This is a genomic window from Paenibacillus sp. FSL H3-0333, assembly GCF_038002805.1.
GTDB lineage: Bacteria > Bacillota > Bacilli > Paenibacillales > Paenibacillaceae > Paenibacillus_AQ > Paenibacillus_AQ silagei.
This window is the reverse complement of the sequence record NZ_JBBODG010000001.1, coordinates 1756832-1775248: the sequence shown is the minus strand read 5'-3', so window position 1 is coordinate 1775248 and position 18417 is coordinate 1756832. Positions and strand designations below refer to the sequence as shown.

The 18417-nt window shown below is 47.8% G+C and carries 9 protein-coding genes; 1 reads left to right on the top strand and 8 read right to left on the bottom strand.

All coding sequences use genetic code 11. The features are described 5' to 3' along the window. The first annotated feature begins 483 nt into the window (after nt 1-483). Nucleotides 484-2643 (top strand): glycosyltransferase, encoded by a 2160-nt coding sequence (locus MHH78_RS07970; protein ID WP_341167065.1) that lies wholly within the window; start codon nt 484-486, stop codon nt 2641-2643. Between the two features lie 337 nt (nt 2644-2980). On the opposite strand, the gene MHH78_RS07965 is transcribed toward MHH78_RS07970, so the two are convergent. The 8 genes from MHH78_RS07965 to MHH78_RS07930 all read right to left on the bottom strand — a co-directional run bounded on the left by MHH78_RS07965 (nt 2981) and on the right by MHH78_RS07930 (nt 18409). After that, nucleotides 2981-3319, bottom strand: a complete 339-nt coding sequence (locus MHH78_RS07965; protein WP_341167064.1) for a hypothetical protein — start codon at nt 3317-3319, stop codon at nt 2981-2983. Between the two features lie 14 nt (nt 3320-3333). Further along, nucleotides 3334-9768, bottom strand: coding sequence for a polymorphic toxin-type HINT domain-containing protein (locus MHH78_RS07960; protein ID WP_341167063.1), 6435 nt, complete (start codon nt 9766-9768; stop codon nt 3334-3336). A gap of 24 nt (nt 9769-9792) precedes the next feature. Next, nucleotides 9793-12966 carry a non-contractile tail sheath protein gene (locus tag MHH78_RS07955; protein ID WP_341167062.1) on the bottom strand — a complete coding sequence of 1058 codons (3174 nt, stop codon included), beginning with the start codon at nt 12964-12966 and terminating at the stop codon, nt 9793-9795. After that, nucleotides 12963-13550 (bottom strand): hypothetical protein, encoded by a 588-nt coding sequence (locus MHH78_RS07950; protein ID WP_341167061.1) that lies wholly within the window; start codon nt 13548-13550, stop codon nt 12963-12965. Before MHH78_RS07950 ends, MHH78_RS07955 begins: the two co-directional genes overlap by 4 nt. A gap of 360 nt (nt 13551-13910) precedes the next feature. Next, the gene (locus tag MHH78_RS07945) at nt 13911-14801 is read right to left on the bottom strand and encodes a glycoside hydrolase family 43 protein (protein ID WP_341167060.1); all 891 of its coding nucleotides are present in this window, start codon (nt 14799-14801) and stop codon (nt 13911-13913) included. 33 nt (nt 14802-14834) lie between these two features. Further along, entirely contained in the window at nt 14835-16676 is a 1842-nt protein-coding gene (locus tag MHH78_RS07940; RefSeq protein ID WP_341167059.1) for a glycoside hydrolase family 127 protein, read from the bottom strand. An 18-nt stretch (nt 16677-16694) separates the two neighbouring features. Next, nucleotides 16695-17465, bottom strand: a complete 771-nt coding sequence (locus MHH78_RS07935; RefSeq protein WP_341170295.1) for a carbohydrate ABC transporter permease — start codon at nt 17463-17465, stop codon at nt 16695-16697. Between the two features lie 56 nt (nt 17466-17521). Beyond that, a complete protein-coding gene (locus MHH78_RS07930) occupies nt 17522-18409 on the bottom strand; it encodes a carbohydrate ABC transporter permease (protein WP_076085002.1) in 888 nt (295 codons plus the stop codon). Between the last annotated feature and the right edge of the window lie 8 nt (nt 18410-18417).

The window sequence follows — 18417 nt, the reverse complement described above, 5'->3', positions numbered from 1 at the left end:
ATTGTATTTGGTACAACTAAAACGCCTGATTGCTCGCCAATTTCCGGTTTAGTTGTACTTCGTACATTTAAACATCCGTTGATTCTTCCCTCTCCCCTTTTTGGGCAGATTTAGTTGTACAGACTACAGTTATACAATGAAAGCTTCCCTTTTCGCTCGTTTTACATGTACATTCTGCAACTATCCCTGCATAGTCCGTTTTTATTCAGCAGAGTGTCAGTTGCCTGGGCGTTGCGGACTGAGGGACGTTTATTTTGCAGAAAATGCATGACTGGCAAGAGTTACGGACTCCACGGCACTTAAAGGCGGATATGCTGCCTTAAATCATCGGTTAGAGTGATAATAGGTTCCTCTGAGTCCGCAACTCCGTAAAAAGTGCTGTTTTTTTGAAAATAACGGCTCTCCAGTCCATAAGGGGTATACCCGCTTGCTTTGCACTCCCGCTTTTTCAATCAGATGCTGTTAGGAAGGAGCTTACAGACCATGGATACTCCCGGGATCTCGCTCTGCATGATCGTAAGGAATGAGGCGCAGCATCTGGAGCAATGCCTGCTGTCTGTTCAGGGTATGGTCTCGGAGATTATTATCGCTGATACCGGATCAGAGGATAACAGTATGGCTATCGCCGGCAGGTTCGGTGCCCGGGTAATCAGGCTGCCCTGGGAACACGATTTCTCCAAAGCCCGTAATCATACCCTACAGCTGGCCTCCTATGGGTGGATTCTGGTGCTGGATGCAGATGAAGCCCTTGCTGACTGGAAGCCAGAGGAGTTAAAGCTTCTGCTGGAATCGGAGCATGCGGACGGGTATTTCCTGCCTTTTATTCATTATGTAGGTGATGCCTCCGGGCGCGAATACGTGACAGACAATGTGTGCAGACTCTTCCGAAACGATGTACGTATCTGTTTTCGCGGCAGCATTCATGAAGAGGTAGCCTCCAGCATCTGGAGCCTCCCCGGAGGACATATTGCTTATGCCCGTCTGCCTGTCCACCATTACGGCTATCTGGATGATGAGCTTCAGCGCAAAAATAAAGCCAGCCGCAATCTGCAGCTGATCCACGCTGCTCTGCGGCTTGAACCGGATAGCGTTCCTCTGCGGTACGCACTGGGCACGGAATATTACCAGCAGGGGCAATATCAGGCTGCGGCGGGCCTGCTGCTGCCGCTGCTGGAAGAAGCTCAGCCCGAATCCGGCTATACCGCCGACCTGTATCTCAAAACAGCCTTTGCCCTCCAAGCAGGCGGGCGGCCTGCGGACGCGGAGTCTGTCTATGAGGCCGGGATTGGGCTGTACGCAGATTTCACTGATCTGCTGGAGAGCTATGCGGGTCTGCTGCTGGAGCAAGGGCAGGTATGGCGGGCGTACCCTCTGCTCCAGCAGGCGCTGGACAGCGGGGATACCGCACATAAATACCCTTCCTCTTCCGGCAGCGGAACCTACCGCACCCGCCTTTCCGCCGGGCGGATCTGCGAGCGGCTGTTCCTCTACGAGGAAGCAATGGAGCATTACAGACAGGCGATCGGCTACGCGCCTGATGACGTAACCGCCTGGGAGCAGCTGGCCACGCTATGCCTGCTGTCCGGGCAAGCGGAGCAGCTGACGGTGTTCACGCGACAGTTGCTCCCTGCCCTGCCCCGGCGAGTGCTGATCCGGCTCGTGCCGGCCGCACTCAATGCCCGCGCCGCCCCGTGGCTGGCGGCGCTTCTCGCAGCACCGCATCTGCCGGAGGATATCCGGCAGGTGCTTCAGGTGCTGCTGGGGACGCTGTTCCGGGACCCGGAACAGCCCGGGGCCGCATCCGCCGCGCTTGTGCGGATGCGGGAGGATACGCCGGATGACCCGTGGGTATCCGGCTATCTGTGGGCCTTGTCCTGCCGCAGCGGCGGGATCGCCGCGGCAGGACAAGGCCTGGGGCGGCTGGCGGAGCTGCCGCCCGGGCTTGCAGCCATGCACCGCCGGCTGGCGGGGCAGCAGCCCGGCCCGGCGGAGCATCAGGCAGGCTCTAACAGCATGCAGGAGCACCAAGTCGCCTCCCCCCATGCTGAAACCAGCCATTCCAAGCTGCCACAATGCCAAACCGAAGAACAAGAAGACCCTTCTGTTCCGGCAGAATGTTCCTTCCCGGCCCCCGATATCGGCAGCTTAGCCGATTCGGAACACCGCGCAGACACACCGCTGAGCTTCGCGGATTTTTCTTACGCAGCACAGCTTCTCCTTCAAACAGGTGCTTGGGACACATTGCTCGTGCTTGGCAGGCCCACTATCGCTGCACGCTTTCTCTGGAGCAGACTTCCCCTGCCGCTGCTGCAAGGAATGCTGCATGCACCTGCTTCATTTAGATTACAGTGGTGTGCGGAATATACCGGGCAAGCTCAGCACCATAGATTGCCCGGGGATGCTGCCGAATGGCTGCTCTATGCAGCCATAGCTCAATCCTGCGGGCAAGCTCCACAGCTTACGTCAGACGATGAACAGACGCTACTGCAATCCGGCAGCGCTGCCGCAATCACTGGCCTCAGTTATTACATGCTGCTTCTTGCCGCGGAGGTTCACCCGGAGGGGAGCATCGCTGCTACTGGCAGCATTCCGTGGCTGCTGCTTGTGAAGTCGGTGCTTCAGGGTGGGGATGACGGGAGGTAACAATGTCTGAAGCTCCGCTTGGTTTCAAAGCTTTACTCATTCTCTTAAAACGCTCATAGAAACGAAAGACCCTGAGGGGGGCTCCCTCAAGGTCAACTTTAAAACTTTCTGCTTAGTTACAAATATTCTACTCCCTAGCAAATACCCATCCATTAAGACCATATGATACTGAAAAAACATAAATTTTTTTGCCCAATATGTGCAACATAGTTTTGAGTAATAAATAAGTTGATATCTGTGTCATCTATCTATGTAATCATAACCTATACAACTCATTCGACTGAGTCAGGGAAAAAAGAAAGACCTTAAGATCTCCTTAAGGTCTTAGAAAAAAATCTTACATTTCTTTTTTCTTATCCATATACTCCTCGTAAGCTTCTTGAATTTTCTGTCTACATATACGTTCCCATAATTCTTTCAGTTCAACTTCTTTGTTCTCGTTTTTGTCATCAGGGAACATGTCCCCCCCAAACCCGATCCATGCCCTTGAATCAGGTACCACCCCAAATTCTCCTGCATATGCAAGCTCATGGGGAGCATAAGTATAACTGACATTCGGACAATTCTCAGATAAACAATGGTATCCAGGATTACCAATCCCATCTTTACAACATAAAGGGGGGTGAGAAGTGTTATTTTCACAATAAACTTCTAAAAGAACATGCTTAAGTTTCATTCAACACCTCGAATTTAATAATCATTATGAGTAGTTATAACTTCTACTACATTAATATTTCCTTGAGAATCTTTTGTGTAAATTACCCTTGCATCCCCACGGCCCCCCCCTGAGCCTTTAATATCCACTGCCCATTGGCCTTTTCTATTACCTGAGAGTGGGTGTGCATTTAACCCTCTCAAATCTCCACTTTCAAGGCCTTTAATTGCAGCTTCGTATCCTTTTTTCGCTTCAGGAGATAGTTTTTTTGCTACCCTAGCCGCCGTCTTTGAGATTGTTAAACTACATTCACTATTATGCACCCAAATCCCAAGATTACTTACAAAGTACGTATGGAATTCATCTACCGTCATATTGTAAACCGTGACAGGCTTACGTTCCAGTTCAATGTTGCCTATCTTGAGTGTATTCCCATTACTCTGTACAAGCAAGTCTCCAACTTTAAGTTCTTTTACAAACAACCATCCCTTGCCCATCACATAGAAAGGATGATTAAAAGTTGCTTCAATTGTCTGACCGCCAACATGAATTTTGTATATCTCGTTAGTATTATGATGGAAAGTATATACTACTTCCTTATAAGCCACCTCACCCGTCTCTTCATCCTTCGAAAGCACTTTATCTCCGACCTCAATGTCTTCGATATTCTTTTCGCCTTCGTCGGTTTGAACCTTGGTTCCGGCTACAAAGCAGTTACATCCACCCTTCGTCTTATTGGAGCTTACGCTGCTGCCTCGCATACTGACACCTACAGCTGCACCCATAGCTACGGCTGCCACATATTCTGCTTCAACCGATTCATAGTATGCATTGACGAGCTGGCCGGTTGCCCAGTCTGCTTTGCCAGCACCATTCTTGTAAGCACTTGTCCCTGTTACTAATCCATACAAGTAATTGTAAGTGTTGGTGTCCATGAATGATGCAAAATTATACCGGTCCCATATAAAACCCTTGTATAGCTGATAATTGCTATTAGCTTTACTCCCCCACGTTTTGCCCCTCGCATCTTGCAGCAATAGTCTAAGTTGATGGACCTCAAAGGGCTCCGTGGCCATATTACCGCTAGGGTCTATAAATCTCAGCGGATTATTTAAAACATAGGTATACAAGTTCAAACTAAGCGGGTTATCCAGCTGTCCCGTATACGAATCTTCTGTAATGAACCGCCCCGTACTCGGGTCATACCATCTGGCACGGAGGTATTGTAAGCCTGTGGTCTCATCCCATAATTCCCCAGAGTAACGGAACGGATTATGAACTTGCTCTTCTTTTAGAGTGATATTTCCCCAAATGTCATAATCATACCGGTTTAGTATTTCACCTTGGGCATCACGCAGTTCAACTATATCCCCATGTCCATTATATAGTGGATATGCCTTAGTTCCATCATTGTACACAACGGCTTCCAGCCTCTGTCCGCGAATGTAGCTAGCGACCTCTTGTGGAATGTCATTAACAACATTGGCCTCAGCAATAATCTGGTCTCCATCATAATAGTAGCGGGTCGTTAATCCATTTTCTGTACGGTTAATGAGCAAGCCATCGCCGTTGTATTCGTACTGAACAGTTTTTCCGCCCAGTTTCACTTCCTTCAGCCGGTTTCGTTTGTCATACGTGTACTCCGTATCCTGCAAGTTACTTAAAGAGATCAAGCTGTCATTTGCAGATTCCTGGGTAATCCGGTTTCCTCTAGTATCATAGCTATATGATCCGGCAGCATCGCCCGTTGCAGCCTTAATACGATTCACCTGATCGTAAGTAAAATCCTTGTCCATTGCAGACTGGCCATTGCGAGCGATACTCTTAATATTTTTGTTCGGATCATACTGATAGTTATACTGATTAAGAACATTACCTATTTTCGTATGGACGACCGACTTCAGATCAACCCCTGTATAATGATATGAATTGTTAACCCCATTCTCACTTGCCGCCTGTAAAAGCAGACCATTCTTGTAATAACTATAGTTCGTTATAGGTTGTTCTGCGTTAGTTCCTACGCTTTCTAACTGGCTGTTTATGTTGTATTTGTACTCTGTTGTTTTGCCGAAAGGCCCCACCATTCGTTTACGGTTGCCTTTTGCATCATATTCCGTAACTTCCAGAGTCAAGCCATCTGCATATTGCACTTCCGTTAAGAAGCCCGTGTATGAATCATAATTATAACGGGTAGTCCCCGTTCCATCGGTCATGCTTCTCCGTTTGCCCGCGGTATCATATGTGAATGAGACCGTCTCATCACTGGCAACATTTTCTTTCAAACGATCCAGTTTGTCATAGGAGAAGGTTTGAATATCCCCATTGCGATCCTGACTCGTCAACAGATTCCCGTTGGCATCATAACTAAATTGCTCGATTAGCCCCAGTTCATCAGTTGTAGTTAGCACTCTACCCAGTTCATCATAGCTGGCTTTCTTAATTTGTCCATCCGGGTATACTGTCGAGAGTTGATTTCCTTGCATGTCATACGTATAGCGTGTTAACTCCCCGCTGCCATCCGTGACAGAGACCAAATTCCCGGTGTAATCATATTCATAGCTTGTCTTATTTCCGTTCGCATCCAAAAGTTCTGCAATCTGATCATTACCATTGTTGTACACTATACTTTGCAGAATATTTACTGCACTGGATGGTGTAGCCTGCTCCTCTTTTTTAATCAATTGTCCCCATTTATCGTAGGTTTCAATAGTTTTATAATTCTCAGAATCAATAACTGTATTCGTATGCTGCGTCTCATTATATAGTGTTGTATTCTCCGTCATATCTGGATGGATAAGCGTTGTTAACCTGCTCCAGGCATCATACTTATACTGTGTTTTATTGCCTGTGGCATCCTGGCTCCACTCGGCTCTCCCATATCCGTCATAAGCGGTACTGGTTTTCTTCTTATACCCTTCTTTCTCCAGCAAACCTGTCTCAATTTCCATGCCCAGTGCGTTCCATTTCGTTACAGATACGCTGCCAGCTTCATCAGTTACAGTAACGGTATTGTTTATATCATCGTACACTACACTGAGAGTGCCGCCATCTGGATGAGCAACCTTAAGAATGCGGCCGAGCGAATCATAACTATAGTCCGTTTGATTCCGATTACCGTTGGTATACGATGTCTGTAACCCGGTTAATGGGTCAAAGGTTGAACCCGTGACAATTTGCGACTCCTGATGATTTACATCGCTTACCATAACCTTTTGCGAAACGGGAAAGGCATGGTTGTTGTCAAATGCTGTGGTTGTTGTAATTGTCTTGCTTCCATTAAGAATGGACTGTTCAGACGCATTTCCGTAAACATCAAAATTATTAAAATTAAGCTGTTGTAGTATTTCTCCATACGCATTATCTTTTCGAATAACAACTTGAGTTATACTTCCCTGCTCGTTTCGTGTATAGCCCGTATAGCGGGCGACACCTGTGTTTGCCGGACTCATGACCGTTTGAAGAAGATGTTTACTGTCAAAAGTATAGGTTGTTGTTCTGCCTTTGGCATCTACAGATTCGGTTATATTTCCATAATCATCATACTTACTGCTTGTTGTAAGAACATCGGATGCTTTATTCGTTGAAGCAGTTACACCAGTGGGAACAACTGCAGGATATGTTCTTGTCCCCACATACTTTCCATAAGTGTAATTCATATACTTTTCTGTGCCCTCCGCACTTTGAACGGAAGATTCCAGATAGAACTGAGACGGTGTTCCACTATCAATGTAGTCTCTTTTATAATTAAATGTGGTATTCGTTAACCCATCATTAATGGTTGTAGAGAACTCTATATCCTGATTAGGAGACGCGCCCATATCGCTGTTATTGTAAAATAACGAATGACGGTTGTATTCCTTAGTGATGCCGTTCTCGTAAGTTATCACATCATTTCTTGAGGATAGACGGTAGGCTTCATTAAATGAATATTCCCCGTTGTATCGCCTTACCGGTTGTGTTTCATAGGTGTACTCTGTGGATGCTCCGGTCGGGTACTGCACCTTAGATAAAAGTGCATAAGGATTAGACACCGCTCTTTCCGCATAGGAAGAGAATAAATTGAATTGGGCAGCCTTAATTTGATAGTTATAGGTGGTGATTCGTCCCCCGATATCTTTAACCGAATCCAGCAGTTCTACTCCGTCTTGCGAATGCTTGTTATAGACAACCGTCTGACTTCCTTTACTTAACGTGACCGCAGATGCTGTATAATTAATATTTATTGTATTGCCAATAGCATCTCTGATCAGGCTAAGCAGTTCGGTTCCATAGTAGCTATTATATTCGTATTGGAACTGCACTGAATTATTATAAGCATCTGATATTTGCAAAATCTGCCCGTCTTTAGTGAAAAATTGCTTCTGCTTGCCATTTTCACTAGTCAGAACATATTGCGAAGCTTCTCCATTTACTGTAACCGATGAATCTGCTGTAAAGGTGACCCCTTGCCACTCATAGCCTTTCAGGGTCGAATTCTCAACTTCGTAGCTTCCGCCGTCTGTTAAATGGACAATTGATTTTCCATCCTCTATGTCCACATAAGGCAGCTTCCAGCTCCAGCCTTTACCGATAGGATACATAGTATCTACTTTAGATTTAACTGTAGAATTATAATATTCAACACCATTTCTTGTACCCGCTTTGAAAGAATACGTCTGAGCATTAGGCCAAGAGGCCACATAATAATTCGCCGAACCGTCAGAACCTATGAACGTATTGCCCATTGTATTCAAATAGTTTTGGTAGGCTGAGGCTTCCGTATACTGTTCAAATGTAGTGCCCCTCAATTGCACTATGGACCCTACAGTACCTTCCTCCGTATGCTGCTGAACCCAAGGCGCTCCATACCGTGAATAGATCTTTCTAATTCTCGAATTTCCGTCGGCAATCCAATCCTCATAACGTTCATTACTTGTATAAGAAGGCCGGGTTACACGTCCTCTGTAATCCTGTGTATATATGCGTGTATCTGCACTTGCCGGCTTTGTCACTGTACCCGAATAGTTGGCAACATACATCTTGGTGCACACGCCATTGGTCGTTTTAGATGTGGGCGAAGGGCATTCTTTTAGCGTATCTGTACTGGTTCTGGGCAAGTTACCGGTATAGCCGTTTGCACTATAGTAATACGTAGTGGGACATGCAGTCCCTGAACTGGTTGGTGTCCAGACCCCTTTGTTGTAAATACCTGATATGTTATTCTGGCAACTCCCGCTACCTGTTGTATATTGTGCAGGCGTATACGAGCCTCCACTTTGATAAGAACTTCCTGTAGTATATAATGTTCCACTATATCCATTCGCATTGTATAGAATATAGGAATTGAAGCTGTTGCTCGAATTAGTTGAAGAACTTGTCACTTCTACGGTGTCAGAGTTAACAGTATAGGTCGTGTTGGGGATCTGATTTACAAGTTGACGTGCAGCTTCTTCAGTGTCATAAGAGCCTACCATCCTCGCGGGTAATTCAGTGCTACTGCTTACAGAATCCGTGACACCATTACGGTCAAAATCATATTCAGTCCGCACATATTCCCTCATATACACATCATATTTAGTGACTAGCGGTTTCTTCAAGGCATCATATTGAACGCCCCACTCATAGTAGTCATAAGGAAAAACATTGTACCCATAGTTCATCCCATAAAATTGAGCAGAGTTTGTATCGTATGATCTGGTTAATGTGAAGGAAAGACCATTTCTTCCCGGTAAGGTTAAATCATCATTATGCAGGGACAATCCACCAGATAGGCTTGAAACGGATTCATTGTTAATTCCCAGAGTGTATGGTGCCTCATTAAAGGAAGTTTTATTGTATACTGGTGCTTTCTCAATAACTGGCGTGTTCTCACGTGCCATTGCGCTAAACATTTTTGCTTTTCCAGCGTATACATCCTCGGATACAGTACTGCCTTTTTCAACTGAAGAGTCATCAGAATCTGTGATTAGACCTGGCTCATCATCTATAGTATCTTCTATAATATCTTCTATAACTTCTTCGCTATACACATCTTCAGTTACAGTATCCATTTCAATGATTGGTACATCACGAAACAACGGATCTGGTAATTCACTATAAACTTCGGTCGTAACCGTCGGGGAATTATTAATCTCAGAAGGATATAACTTTAGCCGCGACTCTTCATAGCCTATCTTCTGCTCCTCAGCCTTGAAAAAAATATCATAAATATCATTTAAGCTAAAACCTTCATTCTGCTGCTCCAAAACAAAGCTTTCGGTGGTGTTAAATCTGTTGATGATATCCTGAAAAGTGAGCGTATATACCCCTTTTGGCTCAGCATAATCAATTTGAACGGCTTCACTATCTGCCGTACTATCCGTTTCTATAGTCCTATCTTTTCCGCTAGCAATCACCATCTGATTTGCCATATCTCCAAAGATCCCAAATAACAGCATAACAATCATCAGAAATGCCAGATTACTTCTATTCAATATTTTTTTTAACTTCATCCCGGCTGACTCCTCTATTCTAATTTACTGCATCATTTCAAGCTCACCAATGCTAGTCCAGCTATGACCATTATTTTCGCTGATGTTAATTCTGTATTTAGCAAAACTGCCCGGGGTTAGCACAGTGAAGGTCTTAGCCTCATTTAATTGCCAGCCGGTAACATTGGTTTCCGAGGAAATTACACGCCACTCCGAGCCTGTAAATCCTTCAAAGGTCCAGCTTTTGGGAGCCGAGTTAAGTGTTGATTCGTCATAACGGGCTGTGATTTTATAGGATCTAACCGTATTTGCAAGCGGGAATTGGAAGGAAAGCCAGCCCTGCACTGATCCGTTTGTGATCCAGCTCTGTTCTGAATTAATATGGTCAAAAGCTTTGTAGGCTGCATATCCGGAGCCAAATTCACTATTCGCTTCAGCCACACCGTTCAAGCTAATATTACTGGTCATTGCCGGAATAATATTCTGCTTAATACCGCCTGATCCATTACCATCGCCCTCAGTCATTTCAACCTCACCGATACTTGTATACCAATATCCGTTATTTTCTGTGATGTTGATCCGATATTCAGCATAGCTTCCATTCTGTGACACATTGAACGTTTTTGCCTCTCTGATCTTCCAGTCTGTTACATTCGTTTCCTGTGATAAGACCTTCCATTGACTTCCGTCATACCCTTCAAAGGTCCATGATTTGGGGGTAGCATTAATGGCCGTGATCTCATTTCTCGGATAGATCTTATAAGAAATCACATTTTTGGAGCTTGGAAATTTGAATGCGAGCCAGCCTTCTACAGTACTATTAGAAATCCAAGCCTGCTCCAGGTCCAAGTGATCGAAGGCTTTGTATGGTAAATAATCGGCACCAAAATTACTGCTCGCACTAGCCACACTGCCATCCGGCGACTTGTCTCCAAGCATGACCGGAATAATATTCTGTTCGCCCCACATATTGAAGATCTTATTCACAATTTTTTTAGTCTGGCTTCCCTTTTTATCATAGACATAAGAAATCCGGTACTTTTGATCATCCTCAAACAGAGTGACCCATTGCAATCGGTTTCTGCCATCATATTGATACTGTTTCCGGTCAAACAGATAATCAAATTCTACATTTTTGCTGGCAACACCATTTTTCACTGCTATCGCCTTAACTCTTGTATCTTTTGAAATGGATATAGGATCTCCAGTATACAAACTGCCTGTTGACAGTGTTGGTTCACGGCCATCTAAGGTATAAATGATCGAATCTGCTCCTGCTGAGCTTAGATGAACCTGAATGGCGTCACTCTTTTGTAATCCTGGAGGAACTGAAGATTCAATAATTACAGGCTGTACCCATCCCCTGCTCTTTACCTGCGGGTAAGCCCACACATAGACCCCTGAGAATTTCATGTTTATTCCATCATTAATAGCCTGGTCAATATTCTTCCAGATTGCATTGTTATTCGTTGAATCCGCGCCTGAAAGGTAATGAATTTGCTCAGGAGCGTACCCCAATCTCCTTTGTGCAACCGTCAATGCCTGTCTATGCTTCTCCATATTATTGGCAATCAGATAGTCATAATCTTCGATCATAAAGAAATCCAGATTCGGCGACTTCCACTGCGCTATAGGGAAATTCACAATACCCATCATTTTAGGAGCCAATTCAGGATCAACTACTGTAGGGATGAACAACAAGACCGTAAACTGGCCTTGCGGATATACAGCTTTAAGTGTATCTCTGAGCATGAGGGAGAAGTTCCCGTTCTGTTCACTGAGCCAATTGAGCATCTTTTCATGACCACTAGTAGAGTCGTAAGCAGATTTGAATTCATACATCGGCTTGCCGAATTTCTGCTGGTATAAGTATTTAGTAGATGCATCATAGAAGGTAGGCGGACTGCCAGGTAAGCTATCCATGTACCACCACCATGGCTCGCCAAGTTGAATAATCGGAGTCATGTTATTGTCAGTATGTATTTTGGACAAGCCAAGAATGTACTTTTTGTAGTAGGCTTGAACTTCTGAATTCGAAAAACTCAAGAGCTTGGGCGCAGGAGACCAGAGTGTTTCGGCACCTTTCCCATCCCATGTCCTCTGCCACCAGGATGCCGGTGCATCAACATTCTCCATAGAAATTGATGAAATCACCTTGGTATCATTAGCTGACAAAAATTTCACATAGCTTGTATACCAGCTCTCGAAGGCCTTATTAAAGGGATGGTCCGTAATCAACTCCATTCCACTTGTTCCGTTATAGACCTTATCGTAGAAATGCGAAGCACCCACATAGAAATCAACTGTATTCCCAAAGCCTAGTCTGGCATAATCACCTGCAATTCGTTCAGGTGTGAGGTTGTAGGTGTCATCATACCCGTCACTGATCCTGACTTTTCCTTCAGGCACATAGGGCTGCTCGTTCATTAAAAATGCATTTCCGTAGACATTCCAATCTAAAAAATCAATCTTGAACGGTTTCGATTCAGTAAAGTACCTTACTTCTTCTTCGTTGTAATCATATTCTTGAGGGACAAAAGCCCATTCAAGGCGCTTAATGTTAGTGACTGGAACTTTAATCCAATCCGGATTCGGAATCCAGGATAAACTCCCCTCACTATCCTTTGCCTGTACGAAAGGCACCCAACCTGCATATATATTGTTAAAGTCGATGCGAATCGTACCCTCTGTTCCGCTTGCCTTCCCCACTTCTCTGCCAACTGGAAAAGAATAGTCAATATTTAGGGAATCACTAATCTCCTTCTCCCAGTCCTCCACAGGACGATCGACTACATAGTTCCATAATCGTATGTAATATGCCTTATTATCCGTTGTTACAATAGTCAAGGTTGGTGATGGTACTCCATTTAGCGGAGTTGCGTCACCACTTAGTGCATATTTGTACTCTAATACCAAGTCTGAAAAATCTCCATCGGTCGGATATTTGAGAGTTGGATGGCTATGTACATCTTCTGCTTCCCAATACATTACATCAAAATCTTTGCTTGTCCGGAAATTTCCCACCGTTGAGAAATGGTGTTCATCTTCAGTAACTGTTGCGGATATCATCTCAAAGTTAGAATTATTGATAAGGTACTTCGGCTTTAACTTATAAGCATTTTCTTCGCCTTGTGCGAAAGAAATGTTAATGTTACTCCCCACATTCATTCCGATCAATAAAACTATGACAAAAGAAAACCAGCGTAGGATAGACTTCATTGTGTTCCTCCAGAGATAATTTCGTTCTGCTTGTTCAAAATAATTGTGTTGCACAATTTATAGGCCTTGGCATATTGAGCTTTGGCCTCCTCTACACCGGGATTGCTCTGCCAAACTAACGTGGCCAGCTCCAAAGCCTGCTCAAGCTGATTGTCATCAATAAGCAAGGCAATCAATTTCTGGTTATGTTCCAAATCCTCACCGGAATATTGTTGTATGAACTTACTTAATTCCGCTTCTTCTTCAGCACCTGAAATAGCTTCATTTAATGCGTTTGTAAGCTCTGGCGAAAGTACTTCAGACTCAGGTATAGCAGATATGGCAATCCCTTCACTTTGCTTGTTCCAAGCTTCCATCTCTTCAGAATAACGCATATTACTTCCACCAATGTCAGGTTCTGTAACAGCAGGCTTGTTTGTAGGCTGCTGGGCAGATTCAGATACTGTTGTTTTGGCGTTTAACTCAACATTTCTATTGGTTTCAAGGCTCTCCTTTCTGCCGAAATCCTGTAGTCCAAAATAACCGCCCATGCTAATTGCCAGAACCATGACAATTAGGAGTGTCACCTTTAACCTTACGTTCATGAACCTACTCCATTCTTTTTGAGCCAAGTCTAAAATGATTGATTCAAAATTAAACTAATTAATTTTCAGATGCGACATTCATTATAGTTTAAATAGAAGAGTTTTGAGAATAGGTGTAATTTGTCGAAATATGTCGAATTCATTCTTGATATGTGAACATTCGTTCTTAAAGTCCCCCGCTCTGTGGAGGAGCAACCAGCCACGACTAGAACCGCTGCATCATCAATCGGCGGCCATAGCAGATTCCCGAACCAGCTCGGAGACACCATGACGCATTCCTCTCCAGCACCACGACAAAAGAGGCCCCGTCATAGCCAAGGCCTCATTCCTCCTGTATTCACCTACGATAAGCCGACAAGCTTACCACCGGTCGGTCATCCTTACCGGCTTGATAACGCCTGCACCGAGTTCCAGTCTGTCGATGCATAACATGCGGTTGCCCGGCTCCCGGTCTCCGATGAGTCTGCGGTGATAGACGATCAGCCATTCATCACGGTCCGGCAGATGCAAATATCCATGATGGCCGGGGCCTTCCGCCACCGGCTCCTGCCTCTCCAGTATGGTCCCCAGGTTCGGGAATGGACCAAGCGGGTTGTCGCTTACGCCATAAGCGACCCGGTAGGTCCCATTGGTCCATCCGCCCATTGACCACATCAGATAATACAGGCCGTCCTTCTTGATCATACACGGCCCCTCCACATAACCCGGCGGGGTGACGGAACGGATGACCTCTCCGTCCGGGAACGGAACAAACCCCGTCATCTCCTCATTCATCCGGGCCACGTTGCAATGGCCCCAGCCCCCGTAATACAGATAGATTGCACCGTCATCATCCTTGAACAGATGAGCGTCGATCGGCTGCGCGCCGTGAACGAATCCGCCGATCAGCGGCCGGTGGAGATAGCCTCTGTAGGGGCCTTCGGGAGCATCCGCAACAGCAATCTCCAGCCCGCCGGCTTCGCCGTCCTTCTGGATATCGTTCGAGGCAAAGACCAGATAATGCCGGCCGTGATGCTCAATCTGGGTCGGAGCCCATACCGCTCTCCAGATCCAGGGGAAATCCTCCATTTCGATGATCCCCTCGTGGGTCGTCCAGTGAACCAGATCCTCGGAACTGAAGGCATCCAGATTCATCTGCCGGGTATATTCCGTGAAGGATCTAGTGGCATACACATAATGCCTGCCCCCATAAGTTCTGGCCTCCGGGTCAGCATACCAGCCCGGGATAACCGGGTTCGTAATTCCGCGCAAGGGAATCTCCTCCTTTGCTCTGCACTAGCGAATTCAAAACCTGTACAGGCCGCTTCCTTCCGGTTCCCGAATCCAGACCTGCATGAAACCGGGCGCTCTGTTGTCCCACGCGTAATAGGGGATGAACCTGAGCGGCCTGCCGTCTGCATCCCGGCTCAGCAGCACCGTTACCCCGCCCAGCAGCTCCGGCAGGTGCTCCACCCGGAACTTCGCCCCGGACGGAATGGAGTATCCATCATACGATAATCCGGGATGGTCCGTCTGCTCCAGACAATATACAACGGGTCCCCGCTGCACGGCAACACGCCCTCGGTCGGCCTCCACCTCCGTCCGGGCCCGCACCTTATTCACGGGCATATCCAGCTCAAGCACAACCTTATCTCCCGGGTACCACTTCCGGTCCAGCACCAGATACCCCTGATGCGTCAAGGCTTCCGCCTCCCCGATGCTGATGCCTCCTGCCTCCACCCGGTACCCGCTGCACCACTCCGGCACCCGCAGCCGGATACTGAATTCGGCGCTTACAGCAGGGTTCACCTCAAGCTCTATCCGGCCATCCCAGGGATACCGGGTGCTTAGCTTCAGCCTGACGTCCAGCCCGCCGGCAAGCCTAAGCTCCGCTTCGCTGTTCATATATTGATTCACCGCAAGGCCGTCCTCTGTAACAGCATAGGCGTATTGGCCCAGGGAAGGCAGAAAGCGGGCCAGATTGGTCGGACAGCAGGAGGTTTCAAACCAGGGCACACGATGATGCCCGCCCTGTGAAGCCAGCGGATTCTCATAGAAATACTGATCCCCGGACAGGGAGATCCCCGACAAAGCGCCGTTATACATCTCTCGTTCTACCACATCGGCATATTTGCCGTCCCCGAACGTCAGGTTCATCCGGTGATTCCAGAACACCATGGCAATGGCGGCGCAGGTCTCGCAATAGGCGGTCTCATTGGGCAGGTCATAATCGGAGGTGAAGCCTTCATTGTGCCTGGACGGCCCGATGCCGCCCGTTACATACATGTTCCGCTCCACCGTATGTGTCCAGACCCGGTGAAGAGCCTCCGCATAAGCGGAATCGCCGGAAGCATGGACAATATCCGCCATTGCCGTATACAGATATACCGCCCGGACGGCATGGCCGGTGACCTGTTTAATGTCGCGGACGGGGACATCGTCCTGGCAATAGGCCGGTCCCCATTCGGGATTGTCCCAGATCGCGCCCGAGCCGTGTCCATGGCCGCGCTCCTCCAGCAGCCACAAGGCCAGCTTCCAGTAGCGCTCAGTCTGCGTGGCGCGGTAAAGCTTCACCAGCGCCAGCTCGATCTCCTCATGCCCTTCCACCCAGTGCCGCTTGCCGGGGCCGAACACCCCGTCAACATGATCGGCCAGACGGCAGGCCACCTCCAGCAGCTCACGCTTGCCGGTCGCTTCATAGTAGGCAACCGCCGCTTCGATCAGATGGCCGCCGTTGTACATCTCGTGCTTCTCCATGTCCGTCCATTTGCCCTCTGGATTCTCCAGGGTGAAATAAGCGCACAGGTAACCGTCTGCTTCCTGCGCAGCCGAGATCAGCCCGATGATCCGGTCAGCCTCAGCCTCCAGCGCCGCATCCCGCTCTGACATCAGGACATAGGCCGCGCCTTCAAGCACCTTGTAGACATCCGAATCATTATAATACTTCCCTTCGTAATGCCCTTCCAGCAGTCCCCCGGCCTTGGCGAAGTTCCTGATGCGGCCGGTCTCCTCACATTTGGACAGGCAGTCCGGCAGCGTGGTCTGCCGGAGCACCTTCAGACGCGGCAGCCAGAACTGATCGTCTATGGTGACTCCCGTAAAAGACACGCCCTGCCAGGCATGAATCCTCGCTTGTTGCTCTGCCATTTCCGTTTCCCGCCTCCTTTATCCTTTTAATCCCGTTAAGGTAATACCCTCCAGAAAGTAACGCTGTCCGGCCAGAAATACAATGACGCAGGGCAGCACGACCGTGGCCGAGGCCGCCATCAGCAGATCCCACTGCGCGGTGTAGGTCCCCTGGAACATTTGCAGGCCCAGCGCGAGGGTGAAGAGACTGTCGCTTTTCAGATAAATCAGCGGACCCATGAAGTCATTCCACGACGCCAGGAAGCTGAACAGAGCAACGACGATAATCGCCGAACGGCTTAAGGGAAAGATGATCCGGGTATAGATCTGCCAGTAATTCGCCCCGTCCACAAAGGCAGCTTCATCGAAATCGCGCGGAATCGTCAAATAGAATTGCCGGAGCAGGAAAATATTGAAGATCCCCCCTCCGAAATAAGCGGGTACAATGAGCGGGTACAGCGTATCGTATAACCCCATCATCTGCCAGCCGAGGAAGCTCGGGATAATCGTGACCGCCGCCGGCAGCATCATGCTGGTCATCAGGATCGCGAACACTCTATCCCTGCCCTTCCACTGAATCCGTGAGAATCCGAACGCTCCGATGCTGCTGGTAATCACGGTCCCCACAAGCACCGTAACTACGATAATCAGCGTGTTCTTGAAGAACACATCGAACGGCAGCACCGTCAGCGCCTTGTGAAAGTTGCTCCATTGAAACGGCTTCGGTATCCATTCGGGAGGCATGGTGAAAATCTGCGACAAATTCATCAGCGAGCTGCGGATCAGCCAGACAAACGGAATGATGAACATGCCGGAGATCAGGATCAGCGCTCCGTAGCCTGCGGTAAGTGAAAGCTTCGATGGCCTCAAGTCCGGTCCCCCCCTTCGTAATACACCCACGACTTCGAGGTTCTGAACACGATGAAGGTGAAGAACAGAATGATGATGAACAAGATCCAGGCCAGCGCAGATGCATAGCCCATTTCGGCATCCCGGAAGCCTGTTCTCCACAGATAAAATACATAGAACAGACTCTGGTTGTTCGGTCCGCCTTGCGTCAGAATGTAAGCTTCGTTGAAGACCTGAAAGGAACCGATAATGGTCATGATGGTATTGAAAAAGATCGTCGGGGTGACCATCGGAACCGTCACATGGCTCAGCTTGCGGAACCAGCCGCCCCCGTCCACCTCAATCGCTTCGTAATACTGCCGGGGAATGCCAGAGAGTCCGGCGAGGAAAATAATCACCGTGCTGCCGATGCCCCACAGCGTGGTGAGGACCACCGACGGGATGACGCTCCCTTCCCCGTACAGCCAGTTGCTGGTCGGCAGATGCAGACGGCTCAGCAGCGAATTGATGAGGCCCAGATCGGGGTTAAGCAGCCACATCCAGATCATGGCCGAGGCCACCGCCGGCACAATACTCGGAAGGTAGATGATCGTACGGAAGATCGCCCTTCCCTTCACATTGAGATTCAGCAGCAGCGCAATCCCGAAGGAGAGGAGAATCACCGCAGGGACACGCAGCACCACGAAATAGAAGGTGATCCCCAGCGATTTGTAGAACAGCTCATCCTCCCCTGAGAACAGCCGTGTGAAATTATCCAGACCCACAAAGGCGGTCTGTTCCTTGAACACATTGTAGTCGGTCAGGCTGAGCACCAGACTTGCGATCATGGGACCCAGCGTAAAAATGGCAAATCCAAGGATGGCGGGGGCCGTGAATAACAGCCCATAGAACATTCCCTTTCGCATACCGGCCT

Excerpts from the sequence above, each read along its gene's own strand:
- MHH78_RS07955 (WP_341167062.1), bottom strand. The coding sequence starts at position 12,966 with ATGAAGTCTATCCTACGCTGGTTTTCTTTTGTCATAGTTTTATTGATC.
- MHH78_RS07930 (WP_076085002.1), bottom strand. The coding sequence starts at position 18,409 with ATGCGAAAGGGAATGTTCTATGGGCTGTTATTCACGGCCCCCGCCATC.
- MHH78_RS07940 (WP_341167059.1), bottom strand. The coding sequence starts at position 16,676 with ATGGCAGAGCAACAAGCGAGGATTCATGCCTGGCAGGGCGTGTCTTTT.
- MHH78_RS07950 (WP_341167061.1), bottom strand. The coding sequence starts at position 13,550 with ATGAACGTAAGGTTAAAGGTGACACTCCTAATTGTCATGGTTCTGGCA.
- MHH78_RS07935 (WP_341170295.1), bottom strand. The coding sequence starts at position 17,465 with ATGTTCATCATTCCGTTTGTCTGGCTGATCCGCAGCTCGCTGATGAAT.
- MHH78_RS07965 (WP_341167064.1), bottom strand. The coding sequence starts at position 3,319 with ATGAAACTTAAGCATGTTCTTTTAGAAGTTTATTGTGAAAATAACACT.
- MHH78_RS07960 (WP_341167063.1), bottom strand. The coding sequence starts at position 9,768 with ATGAAGTTAAAAAAAATATTGAATAGAAGTAATCTGGCATTTCTGATG.
- MHH78_RS07970 (WP_341167065.1), top strand. The coding sequence starts at position 484 with ATGGATACTCCCGGGATCTCGCTCTGCATGATCGTAAGGAATGAGGCG.